Below are 22175 nucleotides of genomic sequence, written 5' to 3'. Positions count from 1 at the left end.
CCGGCGACGCCCGGGACACGGGCGGCGCGAGCCGCCCCGCCGGTGCCGAGGACATCGGGGACCTGGACAACCCGTTCGGCAACGACGAACGGCTGGGGCTGGGCCTGGAGCGGCAGCTCGACGACGACGCCGAGTACCTGGCCGCGACTCTCGACTCCTCGGCGGAGGTGGCCCGGGAGGCCGCCGCGCTCGTGGAGTCCCATCTCGCCGACCATCGGGCCCAGTTGGCGCTTCTGCAGAGTTCCCTGCTGGGAGCGCTGCTGATGAGCCTGACCGTGGTGCAGGCGTTCGGCTACCGGGTGCCGATACCCGGGCCGCTCCAGGCCCCGGTGATCGCCGTGCTCGCGGCCCTCGCGCTGCTCCTGCCGGTGGCCGCGGCCGGCTGGTCGCGCAGCACCGTGCGGCAGGGCCCGTTCCGGGCGCTGACCCACACCCTTCCGGCGACGGTCGGCGCCGCGGTCGGATGGCTCCTGGCGACCCTGGCCGCCGAGTGGGCGTACGGCACCGGGCAGCGGGCCGCCTGGTCCACTGGCGCCGCCGCGACGGGAGCGGTCGCCGCGGTGGCCGTCGGACTGCTCGCCGGCCGGCGCGTGCGCCGGTCGGAGGGGTCGCCCGGACCCGGAACCAGGCACCCCCGGATCCCGAACCACCGGAACGACTGATCGGCTGGAGGCCGGTATGGGCGCCGTCCGCTGTCTGAGGGCCCGCAGGAAGTACGAGGAGGGAGTGGCGGCCGGGCGGGCCGGCCGCTGGGAGGAGGCCCGGGCCGCCCTCACCGACTCCCTCGGCCTCTTCACCGCCGAGGGCATGACGCACCATGTCCCCGTCGTGCTCGAACCCCTGGTCACCGCCTGCATGTTCGCCGGCCGGCTCGACGAGGCGCTGCGCCACGCCCAGGCGCTGCGCGATTTCGCGGACGGCAGCGACGATCCCATGGACCGCGGTACCTGGCTGGGCAAGTACGGCGAGGTGCTCAGCCAGATCGGCCGGTACCCCGAGTCGGCCGAGGTGCTGCGGCAGGCGGAGCGTGCCCTGGCCGGTACCGCCGACCGGGAGGCACGCGAACTGCGCTGGTCGTGCCTGAGCGACCTGGGCAGCGTCCTCGCGTACGCGGGGTGGTTCGGCGATGCGGAGACCGTACAGCGGCAGGCGTACCTGCTCGGGGAGGAACTGGGCAGCCGGACCAGGATGGCGTTGTCGGCGAGCCAGCTCGTCCTGGCGGTCAGCGGCGTCGGCCACCCCGAGCGGGCCCTGGAGTGGGCGGAGACCGCGGTCGACTGCCTGGACCCCGGGGAGGACAGCGCCGTGGTGGCCGAGGTACAGGGCAACCGGGCGCTTGCGCTCTCCGCCGCCGGGCACCACGACGAGGCGGAGGAGGCGATGCGCCGCGCCTTGGACGCGGCGGGCGACGTCCCGCTGCTGCGCTCCCAGGCCCTGCAGGTGCGCATGGAGACGACCCGCCGGGCCGGACGCCTCGACGAATCGGCCTCCATCGTCGACGAGTTGCTGGCCCGGCTCCCCGAGGACCAGTTCAGGCCGAGGGCCATGGCCCTCAACCACCGTGCCGTGATCCGCCTCCAGCAGGGCCGGCCCGCCGAAGCCGTTGCCGACCTCGAAGCCGGACTCCGCCTCAAGGAGCAAGTCTCCGACCAGCGCGGACTGGCCACCGGTCACCTCAATCTGGCCCACGCCCACCTCCGCGCCGGTGATCCCGCCGCCGCGCGCCGCCACACGGAACAGGCCGAGCCGCTCTGGGAGGCGCTACGGCGCGCGGGCGCCGACGAGTCGGGCGCGGTCGGCCTCTTCGAACAGCATTCCGTCGCCGTCTACCAGATCAAGCAGGAAATCGCCCTGGCCGAAGGCGATCCGGCCGGCGCCCTGGCCGCGGCAGAACAGGGCCGTTCAGGCCCGCTGAGCGCTCGCGTCCGGACAGCCCGCCCGGGCCGGGAGTCCGTCCCCGGAGACCCGCCCGGCCCGGACCGTATCCGGCGCCTCGCGGCCCGGACCGGCGCCACGGTGCTCCTCTACGCCACCCATTTCGACCTGGCCGACGCCGGCTTCCCCGCCGTCGTGCCGGGCGCCCTCCACCTGTGGGCGGTGCTCCCGGACGGCCGGATCCGCCACCACACGGCCCCGGACTTCGATCCCTCCGTGTCCGGGGGGCCCGAGCCGCGCGACGCCGCCGAGGCCGTACGGCTGCTGGAGCGGCAGGCGGGCGACGAGCGGGTTCGGGCCGAATGGGCCCGCGTCCTGCTGGAACCGGTGGCCGACCTGCTGCCACGCGGATCCGGCGCCCGGCTGGTGGTCGTACCGCAGCGGTCCCTGTGGTCGGTGCCCTTCGGGGCACTGCCGCTGCCCGGCGGGGAACCACTGATCGAACGGTGCTCCGTGACCCTCGTACCGTCGCTGCACGCCCTGGAGATGCTCACCGTCGAGGACGCCTGGGCCGCGGGCCCGCCGGGCGGCGCTCCGGAGGACGTGCTGGTGGTCGGCGGTGTCGAGGACGGCGTGGCACCCGCGCCCCTCGACGGATCCCCGCAGCCGCTGCCCGTCGTCGCCCGCCACACCGCCGAAGCGGTCGCCGCCCTCCACGGGGCGAAGCCGATGACCGGCCGGGTCACCGTCCCCGCCGTCCTCGCCCGCCTCGGCACCGCCGACCTGCTCCACTTCTCCTGCCACGGCCTGGTCGACACCCGCCTCCGCCTCGACCAGCCCCCCGGCGCCCTCGCCCTTACCCCCGTCCACGACACCGGCGCCGCCGCCTCGCCCGAAGAGCAGGGGCAGCTCACCACGCCGCTCATCACGGCCACTCCGACCCGGGCCCGGCTGGCCGTTCTCGCCTGCTGTGCCACCGGGCAGGGCCTGATCACCATGGACGGTGTGCTCGGGCCGGTCCGTGCGTTCCTCGCCGCCGGCGTGCCCACCGTCGTCGGCACCCTGTGGGAGGTGCCCGAGGGGCCGACCCACGAGGTGATGGTCCGCTTCCACACCGAGCTCCGCGCCGGCGGCGACCCCGCCGAGGCCCTGCGGCGCGCCGTCCTCCAGGCCCGCAGGGACTGGGAACTCCCCGAGATATGGGCGGCGTTCACCCTCGTCGGCTCCCCGGGTCCGGCTCGCTCGGTTCCTGCGCAGTCAAGCTGAACCGTGGTTCAACCGGGCCGGATGTCCTGAGGCCCGCGGTGGACTGGCAGATAGGTGCGCTGCTGCGGGAAACGATCACAATGAGCTTCTTCAGAGTGGCGACCGATGGGGTGACGGGCGGCAGGGCGTGACAGGCGAGGCTCTCGGGCTGCTGAGCGAGATGTCTCACGTCCACCTGCTGGTGTGGCGTCGTGGTGGCTCGCTGGGCCCGGCGCATTCCCCTGTAGCGGCGGGCCCAGTTCTCGTCCTGGCTCTCCGCTCCCGCTGCGAACGGCACGCGGAACGGCCCGTGTTGCCGGGGGCGGACCATGCATGCGCACGGCGCGCCCACGGCCTCCGAGAAGAGCGCAAGGCCTGGAATCCACCGGCGATCGTGACACTCCTCGGCCTCCAGCAGCAGTCCTTCGCGCGCGGTGCCTCACCCCCCGATTCCGCTGTGGGTCCGGGAGCCGGCACCGGCCGCCGGTTCATCACCCAGTCACATTCGCCCTTTGGTTCGATCACCGAGCAACAGTGTCGTACCCTCTGCTAGTCCTATCGCCTGCGTGGCGGAGAGCCACGCCAAGTGGGGGGAATTCAGCCCAAAAGTGAGTAGAACTGCCGGGCATCGCGCGAGTCGGCGCGGTGCCCTTCTCGTGGCCGCCGTCGGCGCGATCACCGCGCTGGCCGGAACTCTCGTCGTCTCGGTCGATACGGCAGGCGCCACGAACGCCCCTCCGGCGTACACGTCCGCGATACCGGACACCGCCCCGCGTCCCCCAGCCGCCGCGCCGCACTGGACAGCCTTTGCGGCCAAGCAGTTCTGGACCGCGCAGCGCATGGCAGAAGCAAAGCCGCTTCCGGACGCCAAACCGCGGACCGCGGGCAAGGCCGCCCACCCCACGCTCCAGGGGCTCGTCAAGCCGCCGGTGTCCGGTGGCCCGAACGCCCAGGACCTGCGCGAGGTCCCGATGGACGTCACGCCGACCGACACCGCCGGCTCGACGGACACACCCACCGGCACCTCGACCCCGGATCCCTCCGCCACCGCTACGGACACCCCGACCGCCGCGCCGACGGGCACCCCGTCCGCCTCCCCGAGCACTTCCCCCAGCGCGTCGGGCTCAGCGACCCCCACCGCCTCGCCCAGCCCGTCCCCCACGAGTGCGGGCGCGACAGGTCCCGCCAGCTCGTACTTCGGCGGGCTGCCGATGGTCGGCCGGATGTACATGCAGACCGGCAGCGGCTCCTACTTCTGCACCGCGAGTGTCATCAACAGCCCGCACCACAACATCGTGCTCACCGCCGGGCACTGCATGGACGGGCGGGCCGGCGGCGGCTCGCTCGCGTTCGTCCCCCAGTGGACCGCGGCCAATCCCCAGCCGTACGGCATCTTCCCCGTCGCCACCGACTCCGAGGGCCGCAGCCGGGTCTGGATCGATCCTCGCTACTACGACCGCGGACACGTCCAGGGCGCCCCGTGGGACGTGGCGTTCGCCCAGGTCGGCGCGCGCAGCGACGGCAAGCAGGTGCAGGACGTGGTGGGCGGCAACAACCTGGCCACCGGCCGCGGCTACGTCTTCCCCAGCATTCGGCTGGTCGGCTACCCTGGCACCGCCTCGCAGCCCCTGACCTGCGACAACAACACCACGCAGTACACCCCGACCGACGGCACCCCCGGCTCGTACCTCCGGATCGCCTGCAACGGCTTCGCATCCGGCACCAGCGGCAGCCCGTTCCTGGAGAACTTCGACCCGACCACCGGCACCGGCGACGTGGTCGGCAGCATCGGCGGCTGGGACACCGGCGGACCGACCGACGACGTCTCCTACAGCTCCTCCTACGGCTCCGACGTGCAGAACCTGTACCAGGCGGCGGTCGCCGGCACCACCCCCGCACGTCCCAATGTGCTGCCCGGCGCCTCCACACTCACCCATGCCACCCTCGTCACCTCCGGCTCCTTCACGCCCTCGCCTTCGCCCGATCCGGACAAGAGCGACATGATCGTGCGTTGGTCGGACGGCGAGCTGACGCTGTACCGGGGTGGTGGCAACGGACGGTTCGACAAGGAAATACGGCTCGTCGCGGCCAACACCACCTGGACGAAGGCCGTGTCCATCACGGCCGGCGACTTCACGGGCGCCAACACCTACGACCTGCTGGTGCGCTGGAGCGACGGCAGCCTCACCCTCTTCCCCGACGTCGACGCGCGCGGCCTGCACAGCCAGATCACACTCGCCAAGCCGGGCACGCTGTGGCAGCACGAGGTCACCATGACCGCGGGCCGCTACACCACCGACGACCACTGGCCCGACGACCTGATCGTGCGCTGGTCCGACGGCGAGACCACTCTCTACAAGAACCTCAACTCCACCGGCATCCACAGCGAGGTCCGGCTCAACCCTCCCAACTCCACCTGGACGCACGCCACATCCCTCACCTCCGCCGACCTCGCCGGAACCAACGAGTCGGACCTCGTGGTCCGCTGGTCCGACGGCGAACTGACCCTGTACCCGGACATCAACCAGTACGGCTTCCACGGAGAGGTGCGACTGCGGGCCGCGAGCACGCTGTGGACCCACGCCACGCTCACCACGGCGGGCAACTTCACCAGCACCGACAGCCGGCTCAACGACTACCTCGTGCGCTGGTCCGACGGCCAGCTGTCCATGTACCAGGACAGCGGCAACAGCCTCGGCACGGAAGCCGTACTCGCGACCGCGTCCGGCTCGTCGCTGCCGTACTACCGGCGCTGACCACGAAGTCCCCTGGGCCATGGACCAGGGGACTCCTGGCGGTGCGTCACGAAAGGTGTTACCGGCTCCTTCGCGGACCGCGGCGGGGCACGCTCGGTTTCGGCTGATGGGAGCGGGGTCGGCGAAGATGTTTCTTCCTGGCCCCGCCGCCCGTCCGAACGCCGCTACGACCCAGCGTTGGACCCGCATCAGCTCACCGTCAGCTGACCTGAACGGTGACCGGCGAGGAGTGGAACGTGCCGGACTTGGTCGCCACCCGCACCTGCTCGGTACCCTTCTTGGTGAACGTCCGCTTGATCGTGTAGGTGCCGTTCTTGTTGACGGCCGCCGTGGTCTTCAGCGTGGTCCACTTGCCGTGGTGCTGGTGCTGGAGCACCAGCGTCGAACCGGCTTTGATGCCCCTGACCCGGCCGGTGAACACCACGGTGTTGCCCACCTTGACGGCCTTGTGGTTGGCCGAGACGGTGATCGAGCCCATGGCGGTCGGCGTCCGCGACGGCTTCACGCTCGGCATGCCGGTGATGGAGGGCTTGGGGGGCGGCGTCCCCGTCGCGGCGACGGCTCCGGCCGTACCGGTCGACAGCATGGCGGCGGACAGGGCACCGGCGGCGAGCGCACGGGCGCTTCGGCTTTGGGTGGAGCTCATTGATGGGTCTCCTGTTTCCTCGGAGTCCCCCCTGGTGGCGAGTCGGCCACTCGGGGCGGCTCGCGCATCCAGGCTGGCCCGAGGGCGGCTGAGCGGCATGTCGAAGCGGGCGCGCGAGCCGTTGAAACGTCTATCGATTTCGGCAAAGCCGCAGGCTGGGCAGGGGTCTCCAGCCAATCCCCTTTGCCCTTTCCTTGCAATTTGTCACTGAATCGGATGAATATCATCACAATGGGTGATGGCGGTGATGGCGGGTGACGCCGGGACTGGCATACCGAGGGCGGAAAGCTGCTGGGCCCGCTGGGGGAGACCCTGTTGCCCGGCGGCGGTGCAGTCGACCGCGGCCTCCCCGCCCCGCCGGCATCGGCGTCCCCGACCGCATCCGGTCGATTCCGGGTGCGGTCCCCGGTGAGGCCGCGCCCCCGGCACGCCCGCCTGTGCTGCCGCGCCCCCCAGCACCACAACGACCGGCTGCCCCGCCCCCGCCGCACGCCCCAACGCTGGTGGCCGTTCGGCCGCCGGCGCTGAACCGTGCACAGCCGACAGCCGGTCCCTGTGAACGCGCGGCGTCTGGGCGCCACCAGTCCGCCCCCGGTGCTGTGTCAGGTGCGTGATCTGGGCAGGCAGCTCGCCCGCCCAGGACTGCTTCGCCGATCTGGGCGGCATTTTGGATCACGCCCCCACAAACGGGATGTCCCGCTCTTGATTTCGGAGCGTGTTGGTCTTGGTGGTTCCGGCGGGCTGGCAGCTCGGGAATCGCTGGTCGGCCCGTCACTCGTACCGGTACTTCAGTGAATCCGCCTCCGCCTGCTCGATGTCAGCGATCGTCAGCTCAGGCATCCGCAGCTGAGCCAGCGTCACCTCTGCCGAGGACGGCTGGGCGTCCGTCGGCAGCCACTGCTCCGGCTTCCAGGCCCCGCTGCGCAGCAGCGACTTGGGGCAGTGCGGGTAGACCTCCTCGATCCCCAGCACCAGCGCGCTGGCCGGCGGTTTGCCCACCGCGGTCAGCTGCGACAGCAGCTCCGGGCGGGTGGAGACGCAGGCCCGGCCGTTCACCCTGAGCGTCGTGGTGCGCCCTGGGATGACGAACAGCAGCCCGGCCCGTCCGGTGGCGACGACGTTCTGCAGGGTGTCGAGGCGCTTGTTGCCGGTCGCGTCCGGTATCGCCACCGTCCGTGCGTCCAGGACGGCGACGAACCCGGCGGGGCCGCCGCGCGGGGAGACGTCACAGTTGCCCTCGGCGTCCGCGCTGGCGACCAGAACCAGCGATGAGCATCCGATCAACCGCCGGGTCTGTTCGGTGAGTTCGGTCATCTGCTTGCGTACGGCCGCGTCGTTGGGGAGTTCGTAGACCCGGCGCAACGCCTGCTGGTCGGACACGGCGTCGAGGCGGAGCGAGTCGAAGGCACTGCCGGCAAGGGGTGTTGTCATGACTCCGACCCTAAGGGGCCGACCTGCGATTGATCTTGGTCGGTGAGTGTGGGGACATAGAGACACGCCAACGCCGAAGTCCGGCAGTGGCGCCCGCTCCAGCGGTACACCGGCCGCCGCGAGACCTGCGATTCACCTCCCATCGCCGCTTTGGGTCTCCGACCGAACCGACAAGCGGTCCACCCGGCACAAACCCAGCACCGAATTGGTGCACGTGAGGGCGTCGGGCGAGGCCGACGGTACGTTCTTCCCGGGCACAGCCATCCTGCGGATCTTCGCGTCTCCGCCGGATTCGGACGTCGCGGCTGGTCCTCTGGGCCTGGGTTTCCTGGTCGACGACCGCCACGTGATCACCTGCGCGCATGTCGTTGTCGCGGCGCTCGGCTTGACGCAGGGAGTGGGCCACGGGAGAGTGCGCGCCTGTACGTGGACCTGCCGCTGCTGTCCGAGCCGCGCAGCCCGGCACCGGCGATTACGGCACGCGTAGTGCTGTGGGGCCCCTCGCGGGCCGAAGGCGGCTTGGATGTCGCGGTGTTGCGGCTGGGCAGCGTCGTGGCCGGTACCGGTCCGGCACGGCTCCTCGACAGCGAGCCGGAGGCGATGCGCGGACACGCCACCCGGATCGTCGGTTTTCCCGAAGGCCGTAGGCAGGGAGTCTGGCACGAGGGTGTCCTGCGCGGATCGCGTCTCCCGTGGCTTCAGCGGCAGCCCCGTATGGGACCAGGACCTTGGCGGGGCGATCGGGATGATGGCCAGGGCGGATCTCGGTGAGCCGGCCGCCGGCTTCATGATTCCCGTCGCTCAGCTGATCGCGGTCTGGCCCCGCTGGCCGATGTGGCACGGCCTCCCTCGCCGTTTCGCAGCCTCGAACCGTTCGAGGAGGCGCAGGCCGCGGCGTTCTTCGCCCGGGACGCCGACAACTACCGGCTCGCACAGGTCGTGGCGGAAGAGCAGCGGACCACGCTGGTGGGTCCATCCGGCTGCGGAAAGTCCTCGCTGCGGAGAAGTTCGCAGACAGCTCCGTGGTGGCAGACGAAGTCGCCCGCCATGGGATCCGACAGGTCGCCGCACGCATCTTGCACGTGCAGCACGCCAGGCAGCTGCTGATCGCCATCGACCAGTTCGAAGAACTGCTCGACGAGTAGGTCTTCGTGCCCGGCGACATCGACGCACTGGCCGAGGTGCTCGGCCCGACGTCGCCGCAGACGGTTTCCGTGCCGGCTGTCCTGCGCACGGACTTCCTCGGCCCCGTCATGAACCATCCTCGCCTCAATACTGGTCATCGAGCCTCTTCAGCGGTGACTCTCCAGGGTGAGGACCGCCTTGGTCGTTGACGTGAGGCGGTTGGGGCTGCAGCGGGCGCAATTCGCTACGATCTTCGATCTAACGTGATCAACTTCAAGTAGTTCCCCATCCCTGCGATCACGACTCCCCATGGGGACGGCGAATCCGTAGGTGTGCACTCGGCAGGCCATGACCGGCCTCTACGATGACCCGATGCGCCAGCCCGCCGCAGATCCGTACTGGAACACCAACGTCGCCCGGCACCCGGGCATCCTCCGGGCTGTTCCCGAGGGGTGCGGCGAGGCCCTGGACGTCGGCTGCGGGGACGGGCTGCTGGCACGGAAGCTTGCCGGGCGGGCGAAACACGTCACCGGGATCGACAAGTCGCCGGACATGATCGCCTGCGCACGCCAGTCCGCCGCTGGTCAACCGCAACTCACCTTCGTCGAGGGAGACTTCCTCACCGCGGAACTTCCCGGTGCTCAGTACGACTTCGTCTGCTCGGTGACCACGATCCATCACATGGACTTCGAGGCGGCCCTGGTCCGCATGCGCGAGCTGCTGCGGCCTGGCGGCACGCTGGTGGTGGTCGGTCTGGCCCGCGAGGCGAGCGTGACGGAGTGGGCCGCGTTGATCGCGGCTGCCCCGATCGTGCGGATCACGAAAACGCTGCGTCGCGCGCGTGGCCCGCAGGGCATGCCAGTCGCCGACCCGCAGATGAGCTATGGGCAGGTGCGGGCTGCTGCCCGGCGGCTGCTACCCGGCGTGCGCTACCGCCGGCATGTGCTGCGCCGGTACTCGCTGACCTGGGAGAAACCCGTCCGCTGATCTGGCATCGACAGGATCGTCCCCGTCCGCAAAAGCCGGCTTCACCGTCGCGCCCCGGCGCCGTTGCCTCCGCTGCCTCCGAGGCCTGCCGGGGGATGCGGTGCAGCGGTGCCGGCACTTCCCCGGTACCGTGCGGGGGGCGCTCATGCCCCGGCCGTGGCTCAGCCGGATGATCCAGCCATTCTGGCGGGCCGCCAGGTGGACATGTTCGTGCAGTGCTGTATCAGTGTTGCCCGGGTTCACGCGCCGTTGGCGTAGCGCACGGTGTGGAAGAGCGTGCCGCGGCCAGCGTCGGAGGCGAGGCGCGACCTGGCCGTTGGCCAGCACGACCATCTGCAGGCTGCCGCCGAATCCGGCCATGGCCACCCGGATCGGCATGCCTCAGTGGCGGGGAGTGCCGGTTCAGGCGACGAGGTCATCGCCGGTCGGTTTCCCTTCGTGGGCTTGGGCGAGCGCTTCTGCAGAGCGGTCTGCCCAGTCCGCGGCCAGGGCGGACAGGGCGGCGCCGGAGATCGTCAGGAAGGTGCGGCGCTCCATCGCTGTTCGCAGAGCCTCTCTGCCTCTCCCACGTCTCCATCCAGTCACTCAGCGCACAGGACTGCTGACTCCCTCGCGACGGCGGGACCCCTGCGGGACCCGCTCCAACCCGTCGGCGTACTCAAACAGTTGCGCCCATCGTCATGGTGTCGCGGCAGGCGGCGGCAGTCCCGCTCGAGACGGAAAGGGGAGGATCTCGCAACCCTGCGCCTATGCCGTCGAGCAGCGGCCTCGTTCAGTGCACCGCGATGCCGTTCAGCGGCCTCATGCCCGCCGTTCCGCCGCCCCCTCCGGTTCGCCCCCGGCCCAGGGATTGGTGGACAGGGTGTGCACCGCGCCAGCTCGGCAGCCTGTGGGTTCTGTGCCTGGATGAGGAGAGGATCGAGACGGTGAAGAGGCTCGCCAGACGGCGCCCCACCTCCCTCCCCGATACTTCGCCATCAGCTGGACGAAGTACTTGGTGGTTGATCGACACGGGTCGAGCTGCCCTCCTGAGCGACGGCCCCGGGGGGATCTGGCGAGTACTTCGCCGAGTTCCCGGACGTGGATCTGGTAAGGGAACATAGACCAACGCTCACCTTTCTTCTTGAGTGAGGCACCAGCCGCCTCCGTACTCACAGGTGCAACGCGAAGTCAGCGGCGACCAGAGCCGCTTGACGATCTGTCAGGAAGGGATATCACCATGTCCTTCGCCAAGATCATGCTGGCCAAGAAGGCCAAGAAGAAGGAGTGCGGCGCCGCCGGCGAGGCCAAGCACCACAAGAAGAAGCACCACCACCGCAAGCACAAGAAGGCCGCTGCCAAGTAGCACGGCGTCGCGGAACACGATCACACAGGCAGGCCGTGCCGGGATCCGTTCGTGCGGCACAGGCGCGCGACGGATCCCGGTACGCCTTCGCATCGGGTAGTGCCCAGGAAGCATCGGTCATGCACACTGCAGCACCCGCCACCATGCCCGTGGCCGGATCCGGGGCGGGACCCGCGGCCGGCGCCTCGTCCCGGATCCGGCACGCCCGTATCTCTCCCCTGGCCGCGTTCCGGACTTTCTGGCCGCTGGTCAGCGTCAACCGCGCGGCCATACTGGCGTCCGCCGTGCTGCTGCTGGTCTCCGCCGGGTGCGACGCGGGCGCGATCGGCATCGTCGGCGTCCTCACCGATGACGTCCTCACCCCCGGCGACCTCACCGCTTTCTGGGGGCCCGCCGCCCTCTGGCTGGGGCTCGCAGTGGCCGGCGCGGTCGCCTCCGCGGCGGGTGGCTATCTCGCCGGATGGACCAGCGAGCACTTCCTGCTCGGCCTGCGTGACCGGGTGTTCCAGCACCTGCAGCGGGTGCCGCCGGACGCCCTGGACCGCTTCGGCACCGGCGACCTGGTCTCCCGGCTGACCGGAGACATCGAGTCCGTCGAGTCACTGGTCGCCTCCGCGCCTGTCGAACTGATCACTTCCGCCGTCGGAGCGGTGGTGTTCGCTGTAGCGGCCTTCTGGACCAGCTGGCAGCTGGCCCTGATCACCCTGGCCGTCGCCCCGTTGATCTGGTTCGGCGCCCGGGCGTTCGGCACCCTGATGCGCTCCGCGACCCGCGCCGAACGCGACAGCAACGGCCGGCTGGCCTCCCTGCTGGAGGAGAGCCTGGCCAACATGCCCCTGGTGCAGGCTTACGGCCGGCAGCAGGCCGAGCACAGCAAGGTGCACCGCGAGGGGCGCAACTGGATGCGCGCCGGCCTGCGGCAGATCCGGCTGTCGTCGGTGTACGGGCCGATGGGTGAACTGGTCGAGACGCTCAGCGTGCTGGCGGTGATCGGCGCCGGCGCCTGGCAGATCTCCGAACACCACCTCAGCGTCGGCGGACTGCTCTCCTTCGCCGCCTTCCTCGGCTATCTCCACCCGAAACTCCAGGAACTCGGCGAGCTCGTCGTCAGCGCCTCCTCCGCCACCGCCGCCTGCGAACGGCTCATCGAGGTCCTGCGCACCGGACCCCTCCCCGAGGCCGCCCCCCGCGAGGACGTCCCGCCGCTCGCCGAACCGGTCCGCGGGGCTGTCACCTTCCAGGACGTCGGCTTCTCGTATGCCGGCGGCGGACACCCCGTCCTGGAACGCGTGCACCTGGACATCGCACCCGGCCTGCTCGTCGCGGTCACCGGACCCAGCGGCACCGGCAAGTCCACCCTCGGCAAGCTGTTGCTGCGATTCCACGAACCGTCCCGGGGCCGCATCCTTCTCGACGGCCGGGACATCGCCGAACTCCCCCTCGACGAGGTGCGCCGCCACATCACCCTGCTTCCGCAGGACAGCATGCTCTTCGACGGCACGGTCCGCGACAACATCTCCTACGGCCGCCCCGACGCCACCGAGGCCGACGTGCTCGCGGCCGCCGTCGCCGCGGATGCCCATGACTTCGTCAGTGCGCTGCCCGAGGGTTACGACACCCCGGTCGGCAAACGGGGCAACAACCTCTCCGGCGGCCAGCGCCGCAGGATCGCACTCGCCCGCGCCATGCTCCGCACCGCCCCCGTGCTGATCCTCGACGAGCCCACCGCCGGACTCGACGATGCCTCCACCGCGCGCATCATGGCACCGCTGCGCCGCCTCACCGCCGGTCGCACGACCTTTCTCATCACCCACGACCTGCGCCTGACGGCTCAGGCCGACCTCGTGCTCCACCTCACCGACGGCATCGCAGCCATCACGACCCCGGCCCGGTCATCAACAACAGGCGTGCAGTTGGAGGACGAGGCGGCTTGAGAGCCGACGTAACCGGGTCCACCTCGTCGACGGCGGTGTCGCGCCGGTGGCCCGGTCCTCGCGAGCGAGTACGTCGAAGAATCCGGTCTCCGGCCCCCGTGAGGGGATGCTCGCACCCTCTGCTATGGACCGTGGTGGTACACCACCCCGGGGTGCAGGGCTCCGGACGTGGCGAACAGTTGGGGCACCGTGACCAGGACATAGCCGCGGGACTGGAGGGTGCGGACGATGGTGGGCACCGCCGGCGGGGTGGTCGCGTACCGGTCGTGCAGGACGACGATCGCGCCCTGTCGTACGCGAGCCAGCACCCGGTGCTCGATCAGGCGCGGGTTGTGGTTCTTCCAGTCCTTGGCGCTGACGCTCCACATCACCACCGACATGTGCGCCGCACCGGCCGCCGCCCGAACCTTGTCGTTCCAGGCTCCGAAGGGCGGCCTGAAGAGGGTCGGGCGATGCCCGGTGACCGAGGCGATCTGCGCCGCCGCGGTCGTCAGCTCATGGTCGATCCGGGCGGTCGGGAGGCGGGTGAGGCGTGGGTGAGTGACCGTGTGGTCGCCGATCGCGTCACCGTCGCGCTGCTCCCTGAGGACGACGTTCCGGTACTGCAGAGCGCGCGGTCCGATGAGGAAGAAGGTGGCGACGGCATGCCGACGCTCCAGTGCCCCGAGAATGGGCACCGTGTAGGGGGTCGGACCGTCGTCGAAGGTCAGGGCGACACACTTGGTGACCCGGCAGTCGAGGACGGGAGCCGATGTTCCGACGGCGGACGCGGAGGATCCGGCGGGCGCGCGGGGGAGCGCGGCGGCGGTCGGTGGCGAGGCGAGTACGGCCGCGAGCGCGCATGCGGCTGCTGCCGTCACCCTGCACCGCCACCCTGTCCTTGCAGGCATGGCAGCCACCTCGATGACATACGGCGACCCTGTCTTCAGGGTCGCCGGTCCGGCCGGATCCGGCATCGCGGGATGAGTGTGAGAAACGCCTGAAAAAGCTAAGTTCTTTGTAAATCTCCTGGTAGGAGGGCTGGGTGTAGATCTCCGCCTCATACCGGTTCTTAGCTTTCCCGCCGTCCGCGAAGTCCGACAGCGGAAGTCGGTCTGGAAGCTGACCACCACCGACAAGGAGCGGGGCGGCGGCCTCAGGCTGAGACGGTCATCTGGGGGATGTCGATGAATGCCGTGCCCTGCAGGAGCTCGGTGAACTCGCCAAGGCCCGCCTCAGCGATGAGGCCGCCGGCCAGGAGGACGGGGTGGCCCGCCGGATGAGCGGGCGCCGGCGGTCCTTGGCGAGCCGACGCCCGCGCTCGTTGATGAGAGCCGTATCGACTAGCGGATGCATGTGGGGGTCGAAATACTCCAACATGTTCCGCGATTCGACGAACGAGACCCCGAGTTCCTCCTGAAGAAATCTGAGAAACGCAAGAGGGGTGAGGTGTCGAGGGTTCCGCCGGGTCAGGTATTCGAGAACCTCCAAGAAGGCTGCATCCGCAGCGACAAGATCTCCCAGCGTTTCATCGTCCACGAAACGAACGGCGGCCTTGGAGTCCTTGGCGGCCGCGAGTTCACGCCCTGCACCACACCCGGTTCGAGGAGGCGGTGCGCGACCTGATGCGCCGTGAGACCCCGCCGTGGCCCGGGTCGTCGCCCTGGTGCGCGCTGGATTTTCAGAAATCCAGTCACTTCGTCATGCCGCGGAACACCTGGCGTTCGAGCCGTTGCCGGAGACCGCGAAGAAGCGGACCATCAAGACCGGCAAGAACGCAGGCAAGCGGCACCGGCCCCGGCGCACGCCGCGGTCCATCAAGGCGCAGGGCGAAACGGGGGAGTCCTCGTCGATGACCTTCGTCCAGCCGCCGTGGTTGCTCTTGGCGACAGCCGGTATGCCGGCGGACCACATTGGTCATGCCGGCCCCCGAGCCTCCGGCCGCGCCGCAGGGCTTTCGCAGCGGACGCCTTGGTTTCCGCCGGGCGTGCTGGTGGTGCGGAGCGGGAGCAGGGCGTTGTCGTCGGTGTGCCCGCCCTGGGGCCGGCTGTGGTGTACCAGGTCGTCGATCAGCTGGTCCAGGTCGGATACGTCGGTGTGGGCGAGGTGATCGGCGAGGCCGGCGGTGGTGCGGTCGGTTTCCCGGGGACTTCGACCAGGCCGTCGGTGTAGAGGGCGAGGAGGGTGTTCGCGGGAAGGGACGCGGTGGTGAGGGGGCACAGGGCGTCGGCGTGGATGCCGAGGAGTGGGCCGGGTTCGACGGTGAGTACGGCGGTGTGGCGGTCGGGGCGGCGCATGAGTGGTGGTGGGTGGCCGGCGCTGGCGAGGGTGATCTGGTGACGTGGGAGGTCGATGTGGGTGTAGAGGCAGGAGACGAGGAGGTCGGGTTCCAGGTCTGTCAGAACGCGGTTCGTACGGGCCAGGACCTGGTCGGGGGTGGCGCCGGCGGTGGCGTGGGCGTGGACGGCGGTGCGGACCTGCCCCATGAGGGCGGCTGTGGCGGTGTTGTGGCCCTGGACGTCGCCGATGTCGGCCGCGGCGCTGTGGTGGTTCAGTCGGATGACGTCGTAGAAGTCACCGCCGATGTCCATGCCGTGGCTGGCGGGGAGGTAGCGGGCAGCCACGTCGAGGCCGTCGATGAGGGGCAGGGTCCGGGGCAGGAGCGTCTGCTGCAGTGAGTGGGCGAGGTGGTGCTTGGTGTCGTAGAGGCGGGCGCGGTCCAGGGCCTGGGCGATCAGTCCGGCCAGGGAGGTCAGGACGGCACGCTCGTCCGCGGTGAAGGTGTGGGGCCGGTCGTAGGAGAGGATGCAGCAGCCGACCGGCTGCCCCGAGACGATCAGCGGGAGGAACGCCCATGCCTGTTTGTCGCCGAGCCGTGGTGCCTGCGGGTAGCTGCGGGCCATCTCGGCCGGGTCGGCGAAGAAGGAGGGCACGCCGCTGGCGAGAACCTGCCCGGCGGGCGTGATGCTGGTGTCCAGGGGCAGGCCGTCGAGGTGTTCGATGACTTCGGGCCGGTAGCCCCGGTGGCCGGTGATCTTCAATCGTCCGGCCTCGGCCGCGGACAGCATCAGGCCCTGGGCGCCGAAGGCGGGCAGGACCTGGGCGGACACCAGGTCGACGACATCGCGGACGCCCACAGCCTCGGTGAGGGCCGCGGACAGGTGCATCAGCTGATACAGGCGGCTCACCCCGACCGGCCCGCTGGCCGTAGGGGGCGGACGGGCACCAGGGCCGGTGGCCGGTTGGCGAGCGCGGTCTGGACCACGCGGACGCTGATTCCGTCGGGACCGGGGAAGAAGTAGAAGTCCAGCCAGGTACCGGCCGGGCGCAGGGCATGGAAGCACACGGGCTCGCGGCTGAGAAGTGCCGTCTGGTACTTGTCCCCGTAGGCCGGGTCGTCCAGCCAGGGCAGGGCCTGCCAGGGCGCCGGCCCAGCAACTGATCGGGATCGCAGTCCAGCAGGCGGGCGGCGCCTGAGGTCACGAAGGTGATCCGCTCTTTGGTGTCGAGGGCGAGACTGCCCCCGGGCAGGCGTTCGGCGAAGCCGACCGCGGCCTGCGGGCGGCGGGTGTCCAGGTCGTGGATATGCACCAGGCGCGGCTGCTCGGGGATGACGGGCTGCTCGCCGGCGGCCTTGAGCAGGCCGCTGATGCGGTGGGCGGCGTACATGGTGCGGGCGCGTTCGCGGTGGCCGGCGCGCGGGGAATGGCCGGCGGGCCACAGCAGCAGGGCGCCGCAGCACGTGCCGGGGCCGGAGATGGGCGCGGCAGCCATGCAGAACCGGTAGGGCTGCGGGGTGGCGGCGCGCGGATAGCAGCGGGCCAGCTCTTCCAGGCCATCGACCCACACCAGGCGGTCCTCGCGCCCGGCGTCGGCCACCGGGTCCGGGGTGGCCAGCGCGACGCGCGTCCAGGGCTCGGCGTACTCGGGGGGCAGGCCGCCGGTCACCACCAGGCACAGCACCTGCTGCTGGGCATCGAGCAGGTAGATGCCGCCGACCGCAGCCCCGGTACGGCGCACGGCTGCGACCAGCGCACCGTCCAGAGCGTGCCCCGACGCTCTTGCGTCGGGCCGGTCACCGCGCCGGGACATCGCGCGGTCCCGGTGGGCCTTCGGCGGTACCCCGGCGGATGGAGCGGGCGCGGGTGGCCTCCCCGCTGATGCTCGGCGCCCTGCCGGTCTGCGGCCAGCCGGCACCGGCCTCCGGCCAGCCGGCACCGGTCTGCCGGTCTGCCAGCACCGCCAGACGCACCAGATGGCCGGTGGGACGGGGGACGCGGGCGGCAGCGGTGCACTGGGCGGCCCGGTCCGGCACCCCACCGTCACGGGCCGCTGCACCGGCCGCCTCATGCGCGAGCTGCGCCAGGAGCGCGGAACCGGCGGTCACCAAGGTGCGGCGGGCCGGCTCGGCCCGGCTCCAGCGACGCCGGGCATGCCAGGCCGCCTGCCGGCACGCAGCACGGCAGTATTGACGGCCGCTGACCGGGGAATCCGGCAGGGCCGCCCCGCACCGGACACAGCGCGCATCACCCATACCAGGACACTACGCCCGCGCCATAGTGACGGCGGCCCCCAACGGCCCCCGGGCGCAGGAGGTACGCGGGCGGCCGGTTCAGACGCCGAAACCGGGCGGGCAAGCGATCGCGCCCTGCGGCACGGGCGGCTGCGGATTCAGCAGCAGAGCCATCAGGGCCGCACCCGGAACCTCGACAGGGGCCGGGATGCCTTGGCGGGACGCCGGGACGAACCCGAAACGCGGCCATGGGCCCGGTCGCGCCGGAGGCTCAAGGCTGCGGACTCCCCGTTCTCCACCAGCCCGTACCCGACCTCAGCGAAGCAGCTCATTGCCGAAGCGCGTGGGCCGCCGCCCACGTCCGCTGGACCGGCTCACGCACGGAGTGCAAGTCGCAGCAGGATTTTTGGACCGCTGGGTCATGCGCAGCCATTCCTCGGAGCGGTTGACTCCCTTCCACCGGCGGGCCACCACGGCCAACGGTGGCCCTGACTGAGCGTGACTCCGGTCCCCTGGCGAGGGCCTGGCCACCACCGGAGCCGGCCGGACGCCGAGAGACCCACCAACGGGAGGATGCCGTGGATGACCTCGTCGGGGCATGGGCCCTGAGCAGCGTGACCGTGGATGACCTCTTCGGCGGTGAGGCCACCGGACCTCAGACGCCGTTGGGAGCGCGGCCGCACGGGATGCTGCTGTATGCGGCGGACGGCTGGATGAGTGCACTGCTTGCCGGTGGGGACGAGGTTCGGCCGGCTGCAGGGGTGGCCCGCGCTACGGATGTTCCGGTGTTCTCCGGCGCTGCGGTGGCGTACGCAGGCCGCTGGGAACGCAGCGGAGACCAGGTCAGGCGCCACGTTCTGGCCAGTCATTACGCCCCGTGGGTCGGCCGCACCTTGACTCGGCGCGCCGCGCTCGACGGTGACCGGTTGCTCCTGCTCGCGGAGACGTCGAAGGGGCAGCGGCTCCGCCTGCAGTGGTACCGCGCCGACCCGAAGCCCGCGCCCGGAACGCCGCCGCCCCGGCGGCAGGCCAGCACCTGATTCCCCCACTTCCTCCCCTTGTCCAGCATTCTTGATGGAGACAGCGATGCGCACAGCGAACCTGCACGGCCGGCTGGCCCTGATCTTCGATGACCGGGCGGTCGATGTGGAGGAGGCCAGTGGTGGCCGCTTCGCAGCCGATCCGCAGGCGGTGTTCGAGCGGTGGGACGAGTTCCGCGACTGGGCTGCTGATGTCTCCCCGGCCGGGGGCCGGCCGGTGGACCAGGCCGCCTTCGGGGCGCCGGTGCCGCGCCCTCGTCAGGTGTTCGCCATCGGGTTGAACTACGCCGATCACGTCGCCGAGTCGAACCTGCGGACTCCCGAGGAGCCTGCGGTCTTCACCAAGTTCGTCACCTCCCTCACCGGCCCGTACGACCCGGTGGCGCTGCCGAGCCCGGTGGTGGACTGGGAGGTCGAGCTGGTCGCGGTGATCGGCCGCCGTGCCGAGCAGGTCCGGGCAGAGGACGCCTGGTCGCACGTGGCCGGGCTGACAGTGGGGCAGGATCTGTCCGAGCGGCATGTCCAGCTGCGCGGACCGGCTCCGCAGTTCTCGCTCGGCAAGTCCTTTCCCGGCTTCGGCCCGCTGGGACCCGTGCTGGTCACTCCGGACGAGCTGGAGGACCCGGACGACGTGGGCATCGGTTGTGCTGTGGACGGGGAGACGATGCAGCACTCCCGCACCAGCCAGATGATCTTCCCGGTTTCGGAGCTGATCGCCCGGCTGTCCGCGGTGTGCCCCCTGCTCCCCGGCGACCTCGTCTTCACCGGAACGCCTGCCGGAGTCGGCGGCGCCCGCGAGCCGCGCCGCTTCCTGGCGCCCGGCCAGGAACTGCACAGCTGGATCGACGGCATCGGCGCTCTGCACAACCGGATGGTTTCCGCGTCACCGCTCCGCCCGGCCCCCCAGTAGCTTCTCGTCCCGCACTTCCTCTGGAGTTCCCCATGGCCCTGCACCGCCTCGCCCGCATCACCATCGGCGTTCCCCAGGTGGCAGAGACCTGTGCCTACTACAGCGAATTCGGCCTCCAGCCGCTGGAACACGGCCGCTTCGGCACCGTCGACGGCGGTGAGCAGTTGCGGATCGTCCACGCGGAGCGCCGTGCCCTGCACGAGCTCGTCATCGGTGCCGACGACCCGGACGACATGAGCCGCATCGCCGCCCGCCTGGAGCGGCTCGCGGTGCCCTTCACCCGCGACGGCGCCAGGTTGTGCGCCACCGACCCGGGCACCGGCGTACGAGCGGTGGTCGAGGTCGAGCCGAGGGCGGTTCAGCCGGCCGCGCCGCGCGAGTCGTCCAACGGGCCCGGCCGGGTGGAGCGCCCGGACCGGCGGGCGGCGGGCCTGCTGCGCGAGGGCCCGGTCCGGCCGAGGCGCCTGGGGCATGTCGTGCTCGGCTCGACCGACCAGGACGCCTCGCAGCGGCTCTTCACCGAGGGCCTCGGGTTCAAGGTCAGCGAACTGGTCCCTGGAGCCGCGTTCCTGCGCTGCGCCAGCGACCACCACAACGTGCTGGTGCAGAGCGCCCCGATCCCGTTCCTGCACCACTCCTCCTGGCAGGTCGACGACATCGACGAGGTGGGCCGCGGCGCCACCCGCATGCTCCAGGGGCACCCGGAGCGACACGTGTGGGGTCTGGGCCGCCACTTCCTGGGGTCGAACTTCTTCTGGTACCTGAAGGACCCGGCCGGCAACTTCTCCGAGTACTTCGCCGACATGGACTGCATCGTCGACGACCAGCTGTGGACACCGAGGGTCTGGGAAGACGCCCGCGCCCTGTACCGCTGGGGCCCGCCGGTGCCGCCTTCCTTCCTGGAGCCCGAAGACCTCGCCGGCCTGATGACCGGCGCCCACACCTGAGGGCCTGCGGCAAGCCGCCCTGGGCGCACCGAAGGAAACCTCGTGATCACCTCGCGATGGAGCATCCACATTCCCACCCGCACAGCCCGCCGGAAGGGGAGTCAGCTGCTCGTCGTCGACGCCGACACAGCCCACGAGGCCAGGGAGGCCGCGCTCGCAGTGGCACAGCGCCGGCCGGCCCTCCGCCACCGGCAAGGTGCGGCGCTGGACCTGGACCCGGCTGGGATCAGCCGGCGTTCCCCTCCCGAGCCGGGCCCTTCTCAGCCTGGTCCGCCAACTGCTTCACGGCACGCGTCCCTGGACGCCCTACGAACCAACTCCCCCAGAAACAGCCCACATCGATCACCCGTGGAAGGAAACACGTGCGCACCGATTCCCCCTCGCACACCTACACCGAGCCGCCTGCCCGGATCCGCGAAGCCCTCTCAGCCCGCACACACAAGATGGCGTCGGTCGAGGAAGTCCTGGCCGCACTGCCCGACATCCCGCCGGCCGAGACGAACCATGACGGTGAGACCGAGCAGCTGGACGGGATCAGCGTCGTGCACCGCTTCGTAGACGCCCCCGGCGACAGTCAGCAGGTGCGCTGGCACCTGGTCGAATGCGGCCCCGCCGACGCCGAGACCGTGGTCTTCCTGCACGGCGTCCCCGACTCGTGGTGGCAGTGGCACCACGCCCTGGAAGCCCTGGGCGGCACCTACCGATGCCTGGCCATCGACCTCAGGGGTTACGGCCAGTCCGACAAGCGCACCGGCGACTACCGGCAGGAAGGAGTGGCCATCCAGCTCCAGGCTCTGCTCGACCAGCTGGGCGTCGACCGTTTCAGCCTGATCACGCACGACCGCGGCACCCCGGTCGGCGACCACCTGGTGGCCAGGATGGGCGAACGGGTCGTCCGCTACGGCCGCGGCCAGCAGCACCTGTGGCACCTGCATCCCGACCTCCACCCGCAGGAGGCCATGTTCACCGGCCCCGAGGCCCGCACGATCCTCACCGACGCCCGCCGCCTGGTCACCACGGCCTACACCAGCCTCACCGAGCGATCCGTAGCCCAGGCCGACCTGGTACGCACCATCCAGGAGTTCAGCCACCCCGGCACAGCGGCCGCCGTGCCACGCTACTTCCACTCCTCCTCCTTCGACCAGGAGTGGATCGACCGCCGCACCCGCCTCATCAGCTCCTGGACCTGCCCGGTCCTGCTCCTGCAGGGCAGCGACGACCCGCTCCAGCCCCGCGAGTTCTACGACGACCCCGAGGTCCTCGCGAAGCTGCCCGCCGGCAGCGGCCTGCACCTCTTCGACTCCGGACACTTCTGGCCCTTCGAAGCCCACGAGGAAATGGTGGAGGTACTGCGCTCGTTCCTGGGCCAGTCCGTCTGACCCACCCGGACGACCGCACCGCGGCGGCCCCCGCGCCCCGGCCCCCTCGCCCCTGCGGCACCG

18 protein-coding genes and 1 pseudogene are annotated in these 22175 nt (G+C 70.9%); 12 read left to right on the top strand and 7 right to left on the bottom strand.

Features of this window, described 5'->3' with window-relative positions; translation table 11 throughout:
• The 3 genes and pseudogenes from ABT288_RS43210 to ABT288_RS43200 form a co-directional block, all read left to right on the top strand.
• Positions 1 to 662 (top strand): annotated as a pseudogene (locus tag ABT288_RS43210) (hypothetical protein); the annotation flags it as partial.
• Positions 663 to 678: 16 nt separating this feature from the next.
• Positions 679 to 3141: a CHAT domain-containing protein gene (locus ABT288_RS43205; protein WP_351620495.1), complete on the top strand. Its 2463-nt coding sequence runs from the start codon at positions 679 to 681 to the stop codon at positions 3139 to 3141.
• Between the two features lie 635 nt (positions 3142 to 3776).
• Positions 3777 to 5876 carry a trypsin-like serine peptidase gene (locus ABT288_RS43200; protein ID WP_351620492.1) on the top strand — a complete coding sequence of 700 codons (2100 nt, stop codon included), beginning with the start codon at positions 3777 to 3779 and terminating at the stop codon, positions 5874 to 5876.
• A gap of 199 nt (positions 5877 to 6075) precedes the next feature.
• On the opposite strand, the gene ABT288_RS43195 is transcribed toward ABT288_RS43200, so the two are convergent.
• Together ABT288_RS43195 and ABT288_RS43190 are read right to left on the bottom strand one after the other, a co-directional pair.
• Positions 6076 to 6522, bottom strand: coding sequence for a hypothetical protein (locus ABT288_RS43195; RefSeq protein ID WP_351620490.1), 447 nt, complete (start codon positions 6520 to 6522; stop codon positions 6076 to 6078).
• Between the two features lie 771 nt (positions 6523 to 7293).
• The gene (locus ABT288_RS43190) at positions 7294 to 7953 is read right to left on the bottom strand and encodes an MSMEG_1061 family FMN-dependent PPOX-type flavoprotein (protein ID WP_351620488.1); all 660 of its coding nucleotides are present in this window, start codon (positions 7951 to 7953) and stop codon (positions 7294 to 7296) included.
• 834 nt (positions 7954 to 8787) lie between these two features.
• Between ABT288_RS43190 and ABT288_RS43185 the strand changes: the two genes are divergently transcribed.
• The 3 genes from ABT288_RS43185 to ABT288_RS43175 all read left to right on the top strand — a co-directional run bounded on the left by ABT288_RS43185 (position 8788) and on the right by ABT288_RS43175 (position 10065).
• Positions 8788 to 9060 carry an nSTAND1 domain-containing NTPase gene (locus tag ABT288_RS43185; protein ID WP_351620486.1) on the top strand — a complete coding sequence of 91 codons (273 nt, stop codon included), beginning with the start codon at positions 8788 to 8790 and terminating at the stop codon, positions 9058 to 9060.
• A 44-nt stretch (positions 9061 to 9104) separates the two neighbouring features.
• The gene (locus ABT288_RS43180) at positions 9105 to 9287 is read left to right on the top strand and encodes a hypothetical protein (protein WP_351620483.1); all 183 of its coding nucleotides are present in this window, start codon (positions 9105 to 9107) and stop codon (positions 9285 to 9287) included.
• A 163-nt stretch (positions 9288 to 9450) separates the two neighbouring features.
• Positions 9451 to 10065, top strand: coding sequence for a class I SAM-dependent methyltransferase (locus ABT288_RS43175; protein WP_351620480.1), 615 nt, complete (start codon positions 9451 to 9453; stop codon positions 10063 to 10065).
• 402 nt (positions 10066 to 10467) lie between these two features.
• Here ABT288_RS43175 and ABT288_RS43170 read toward each other — a convergent pair whose 3' ends face one another.
• Entirely contained in the window at positions 10468 to 10602 is a 135-nt protein-coding gene (locus tag ABT288_RS43170) for a hypothetical protein (protein WP_351620478.1), read from the bottom strand.
• A gap of 682 nt (positions 10603 to 11284) precedes the next feature.
• Here ABT288_RS43170 and ABT288_RS43165 point away from each other — a divergent pair.
• Together ABT288_RS43165 and ABT288_RS43160 are read left to right on the top strand one after the other, a co-directional pair.
• Positions 11285 to 11410: a hypothetical protein gene (locus tag ABT288_RS43165; RefSeq protein WP_351620475.1), complete on the top strand. Its 126-nt coding sequence runs from the start codon at positions 11285 to 11287 to the stop codon at positions 11408 to 11410.
• A gap of 119 nt (positions 11411 to 11529) precedes the next feature.
• Positions 11530 to 13344 (top strand): ABC transporter ATP-binding protein, encoded by a 1815-nt coding sequence (locus ABT288_RS43160; RefSeq protein ID WP_351620472.1) that lies wholly within the window; start codon positions 11530 to 11532, stop codon positions 13342 to 13344.
• A gap of 122 nt (positions 13345 to 13466) precedes the next feature.
• On the opposite strand, the gene ABT288_RS43155 is transcribed toward ABT288_RS43160, so the two are convergent.
• The 4 genes from ABT288_RS43155 to ABT288_RS43140 form a co-directional block, all read right to left on the bottom strand.
• On the bottom strand, positions 13467 to 14204 hold the full coding sequence (locus ABT288_RS43155; protein ID WP_351620469.1) for a polysaccharide deacetylase family protein: 738 nt from the start codon (positions 14202 to 14204) through the stop codon (positions 13467 to 13469).
• A 1188-nt stretch (positions 14205 to 15392) separates the two neighbouring features.
• A complete protein-coding gene (locus ABT288_RS43150; RefSeq protein ID WP_351620466.1) occupies positions 15393 to 16490 on the bottom strand; it encodes a PP2C family protein-serine/threonine phosphatase in 1098 nt (365 codons plus the stop codon).
• Between the two features lie 17 nt (positions 16491 to 16507).
• Positions 16508 to 16669 (bottom strand): hypothetical protein, encoded by a 162-nt coding sequence (locus ABT288_RS43145; protein WP_351620464.1) that lies wholly within the window; start codon positions 16667 to 16669, stop codon positions 16508 to 16510.
• Positions 16670 to 17398: 729 nt separating this feature from the next.
• Positions 17399 to 17710, bottom strand: a complete 312-nt coding sequence (locus tag ABT288_RS43140) for a hypothetical protein (RefSeq protein WP_351620461.1) — start codon at positions 17708 to 17710, stop codon at positions 17399 to 17401.
• Positions 17711 to 18414: 704 nt separating this feature from the next.
• On the opposite strand from ABT288_RS43140, the gene ABT288_RS43135 reads away from it, so the two are divergent.
• The 4 genes from ABT288_RS43135 to ABT288_RS43120 all read left to right on the top strand — a co-directional run bounded on the left by ABT288_RS43135 (position 18415) and on the right by ABT288_RS43120 (position 22112).
• Entirely contained in the window at positions 18415 to 18876 is a 462-nt protein-coding gene (locus ABT288_RS43135; RefSeq protein WP_351620459.1) for a lipocalin-like domain-containing protein, read from the top strand.
• Positions 18877 to 18922: 46 nt separating this feature from the next.
• Positions 18923 to 19786, top strand: a complete 864-nt coding sequence (locus tag ABT288_RS43130) for a fumarylacetoacetate hydrolase family protein (protein ID WP_351620457.1) — start codon at positions 18923 to 18925, stop codon at positions 19784 to 19786.
• 32 nt (positions 19787 to 19818) lie between these two features.
• Positions 19819 to 20733, top strand: coding sequence for a VOC family protein (locus tag ABT288_RS43125; RefSeq protein WP_351620454.1), 915 nt, complete (start codon positions 19819 to 19821; stop codon positions 20731 to 20733).
• Positions 20734 to 21095: 362 nt separating this feature from the next.
• On the top strand, positions 21096 to 22112 hold the full coding sequence (locus ABT288_RS43120; protein ID WP_351620451.1) for an alpha/beta fold hydrolase: 1017 nt from the start codon (positions 21096 to 21098) through the stop codon (positions 22110 to 22112).
• Positions 22113 to 22175: the final 63 nt, after the last annotated feature.

It is taken from the genome of Streptomyces sp. NPDC001093, assembly GCF_040298985.1.
Classification (GTDB): domain Bacteria; phylum Actinomycetota; class Actinomycetes; order Streptomycetales; family Streptomycetaceae; genus Streptomyces.
Note: the sequence above shows the minus strand (reverse complement) of the source record. Positions and strands in the feature narration are given on the sequence as shown.

Coding starts and splice junctions, on each gene's coding strand:
- ABT288_RS43205 (WP_351620495.1), top strand. CDS start 679: ATGGGCGCCGTCCGCTGTCTGAGGGCCCGCAGGAAGTACGAGGAGGGA.
- ABT288_RS43195 (WP_351620490.1), bottom strand. CDS start 6,522: ATGAGCTCCACCCAAAGCCGAAGCGCCCGTGCGCTCGCCGCCGGTGCC.
- ABT288_RS43190 (WP_351620488.1), bottom strand. CDS start 7,953: ATGACAACACCCCTTGCCGGCAGTGCCTTCGACTCGCTCCGCCTCGAC.
- ABT288_RS43175 (WP_351620480.1), top strand. CDS start 9,451: ATGCGCCAGCCCGCCGCAGATCCGTACTGGAACACCAACGTCGCCCGG.
- ABT288_RS43170 (WP_351620478.1), bottom strand. CDS start 10,602: ATGGAGCGCCGCACCTTCCTGACGATCTCCGGCGCCGCCCTGTCCGCC.
- ABT288_RS43165 (WP_351620475.1), top strand. CDS start 11,285: ATGTCCTTCGCCAAGATCATGCTGGCCAAGAAGGCCAAGAAGAAGGAG.
- ABT288_RS43160 (WP_351620472.1), top strand. CDS start 11,530: ATGCACACTGCAGCACCCGCCACCATGCCCGTGGCCGGATCCGGGGCG.
- ABT288_RS43150 (WP_351620466.1), bottom strand. CDS start 16,490: ATGCACCTGTCCGCGGCCCTCACCGAGGCTGTGGGCGTCCGCGATGTC.
- ABT288_RS43130 (WP_351620457.1), top strand. CDS start 18,923: ATGCGCACAGCGAACCTGCACGGCCGGCTGGCCCTGATCTTCGATGAC.
- ABT288_RS43125 (WP_351620454.1), top strand. CDS start 19,819: ATGGCCCTGCACCGCCTCGCCCGCATCACCATCGGCGTTCCCCAGGTG.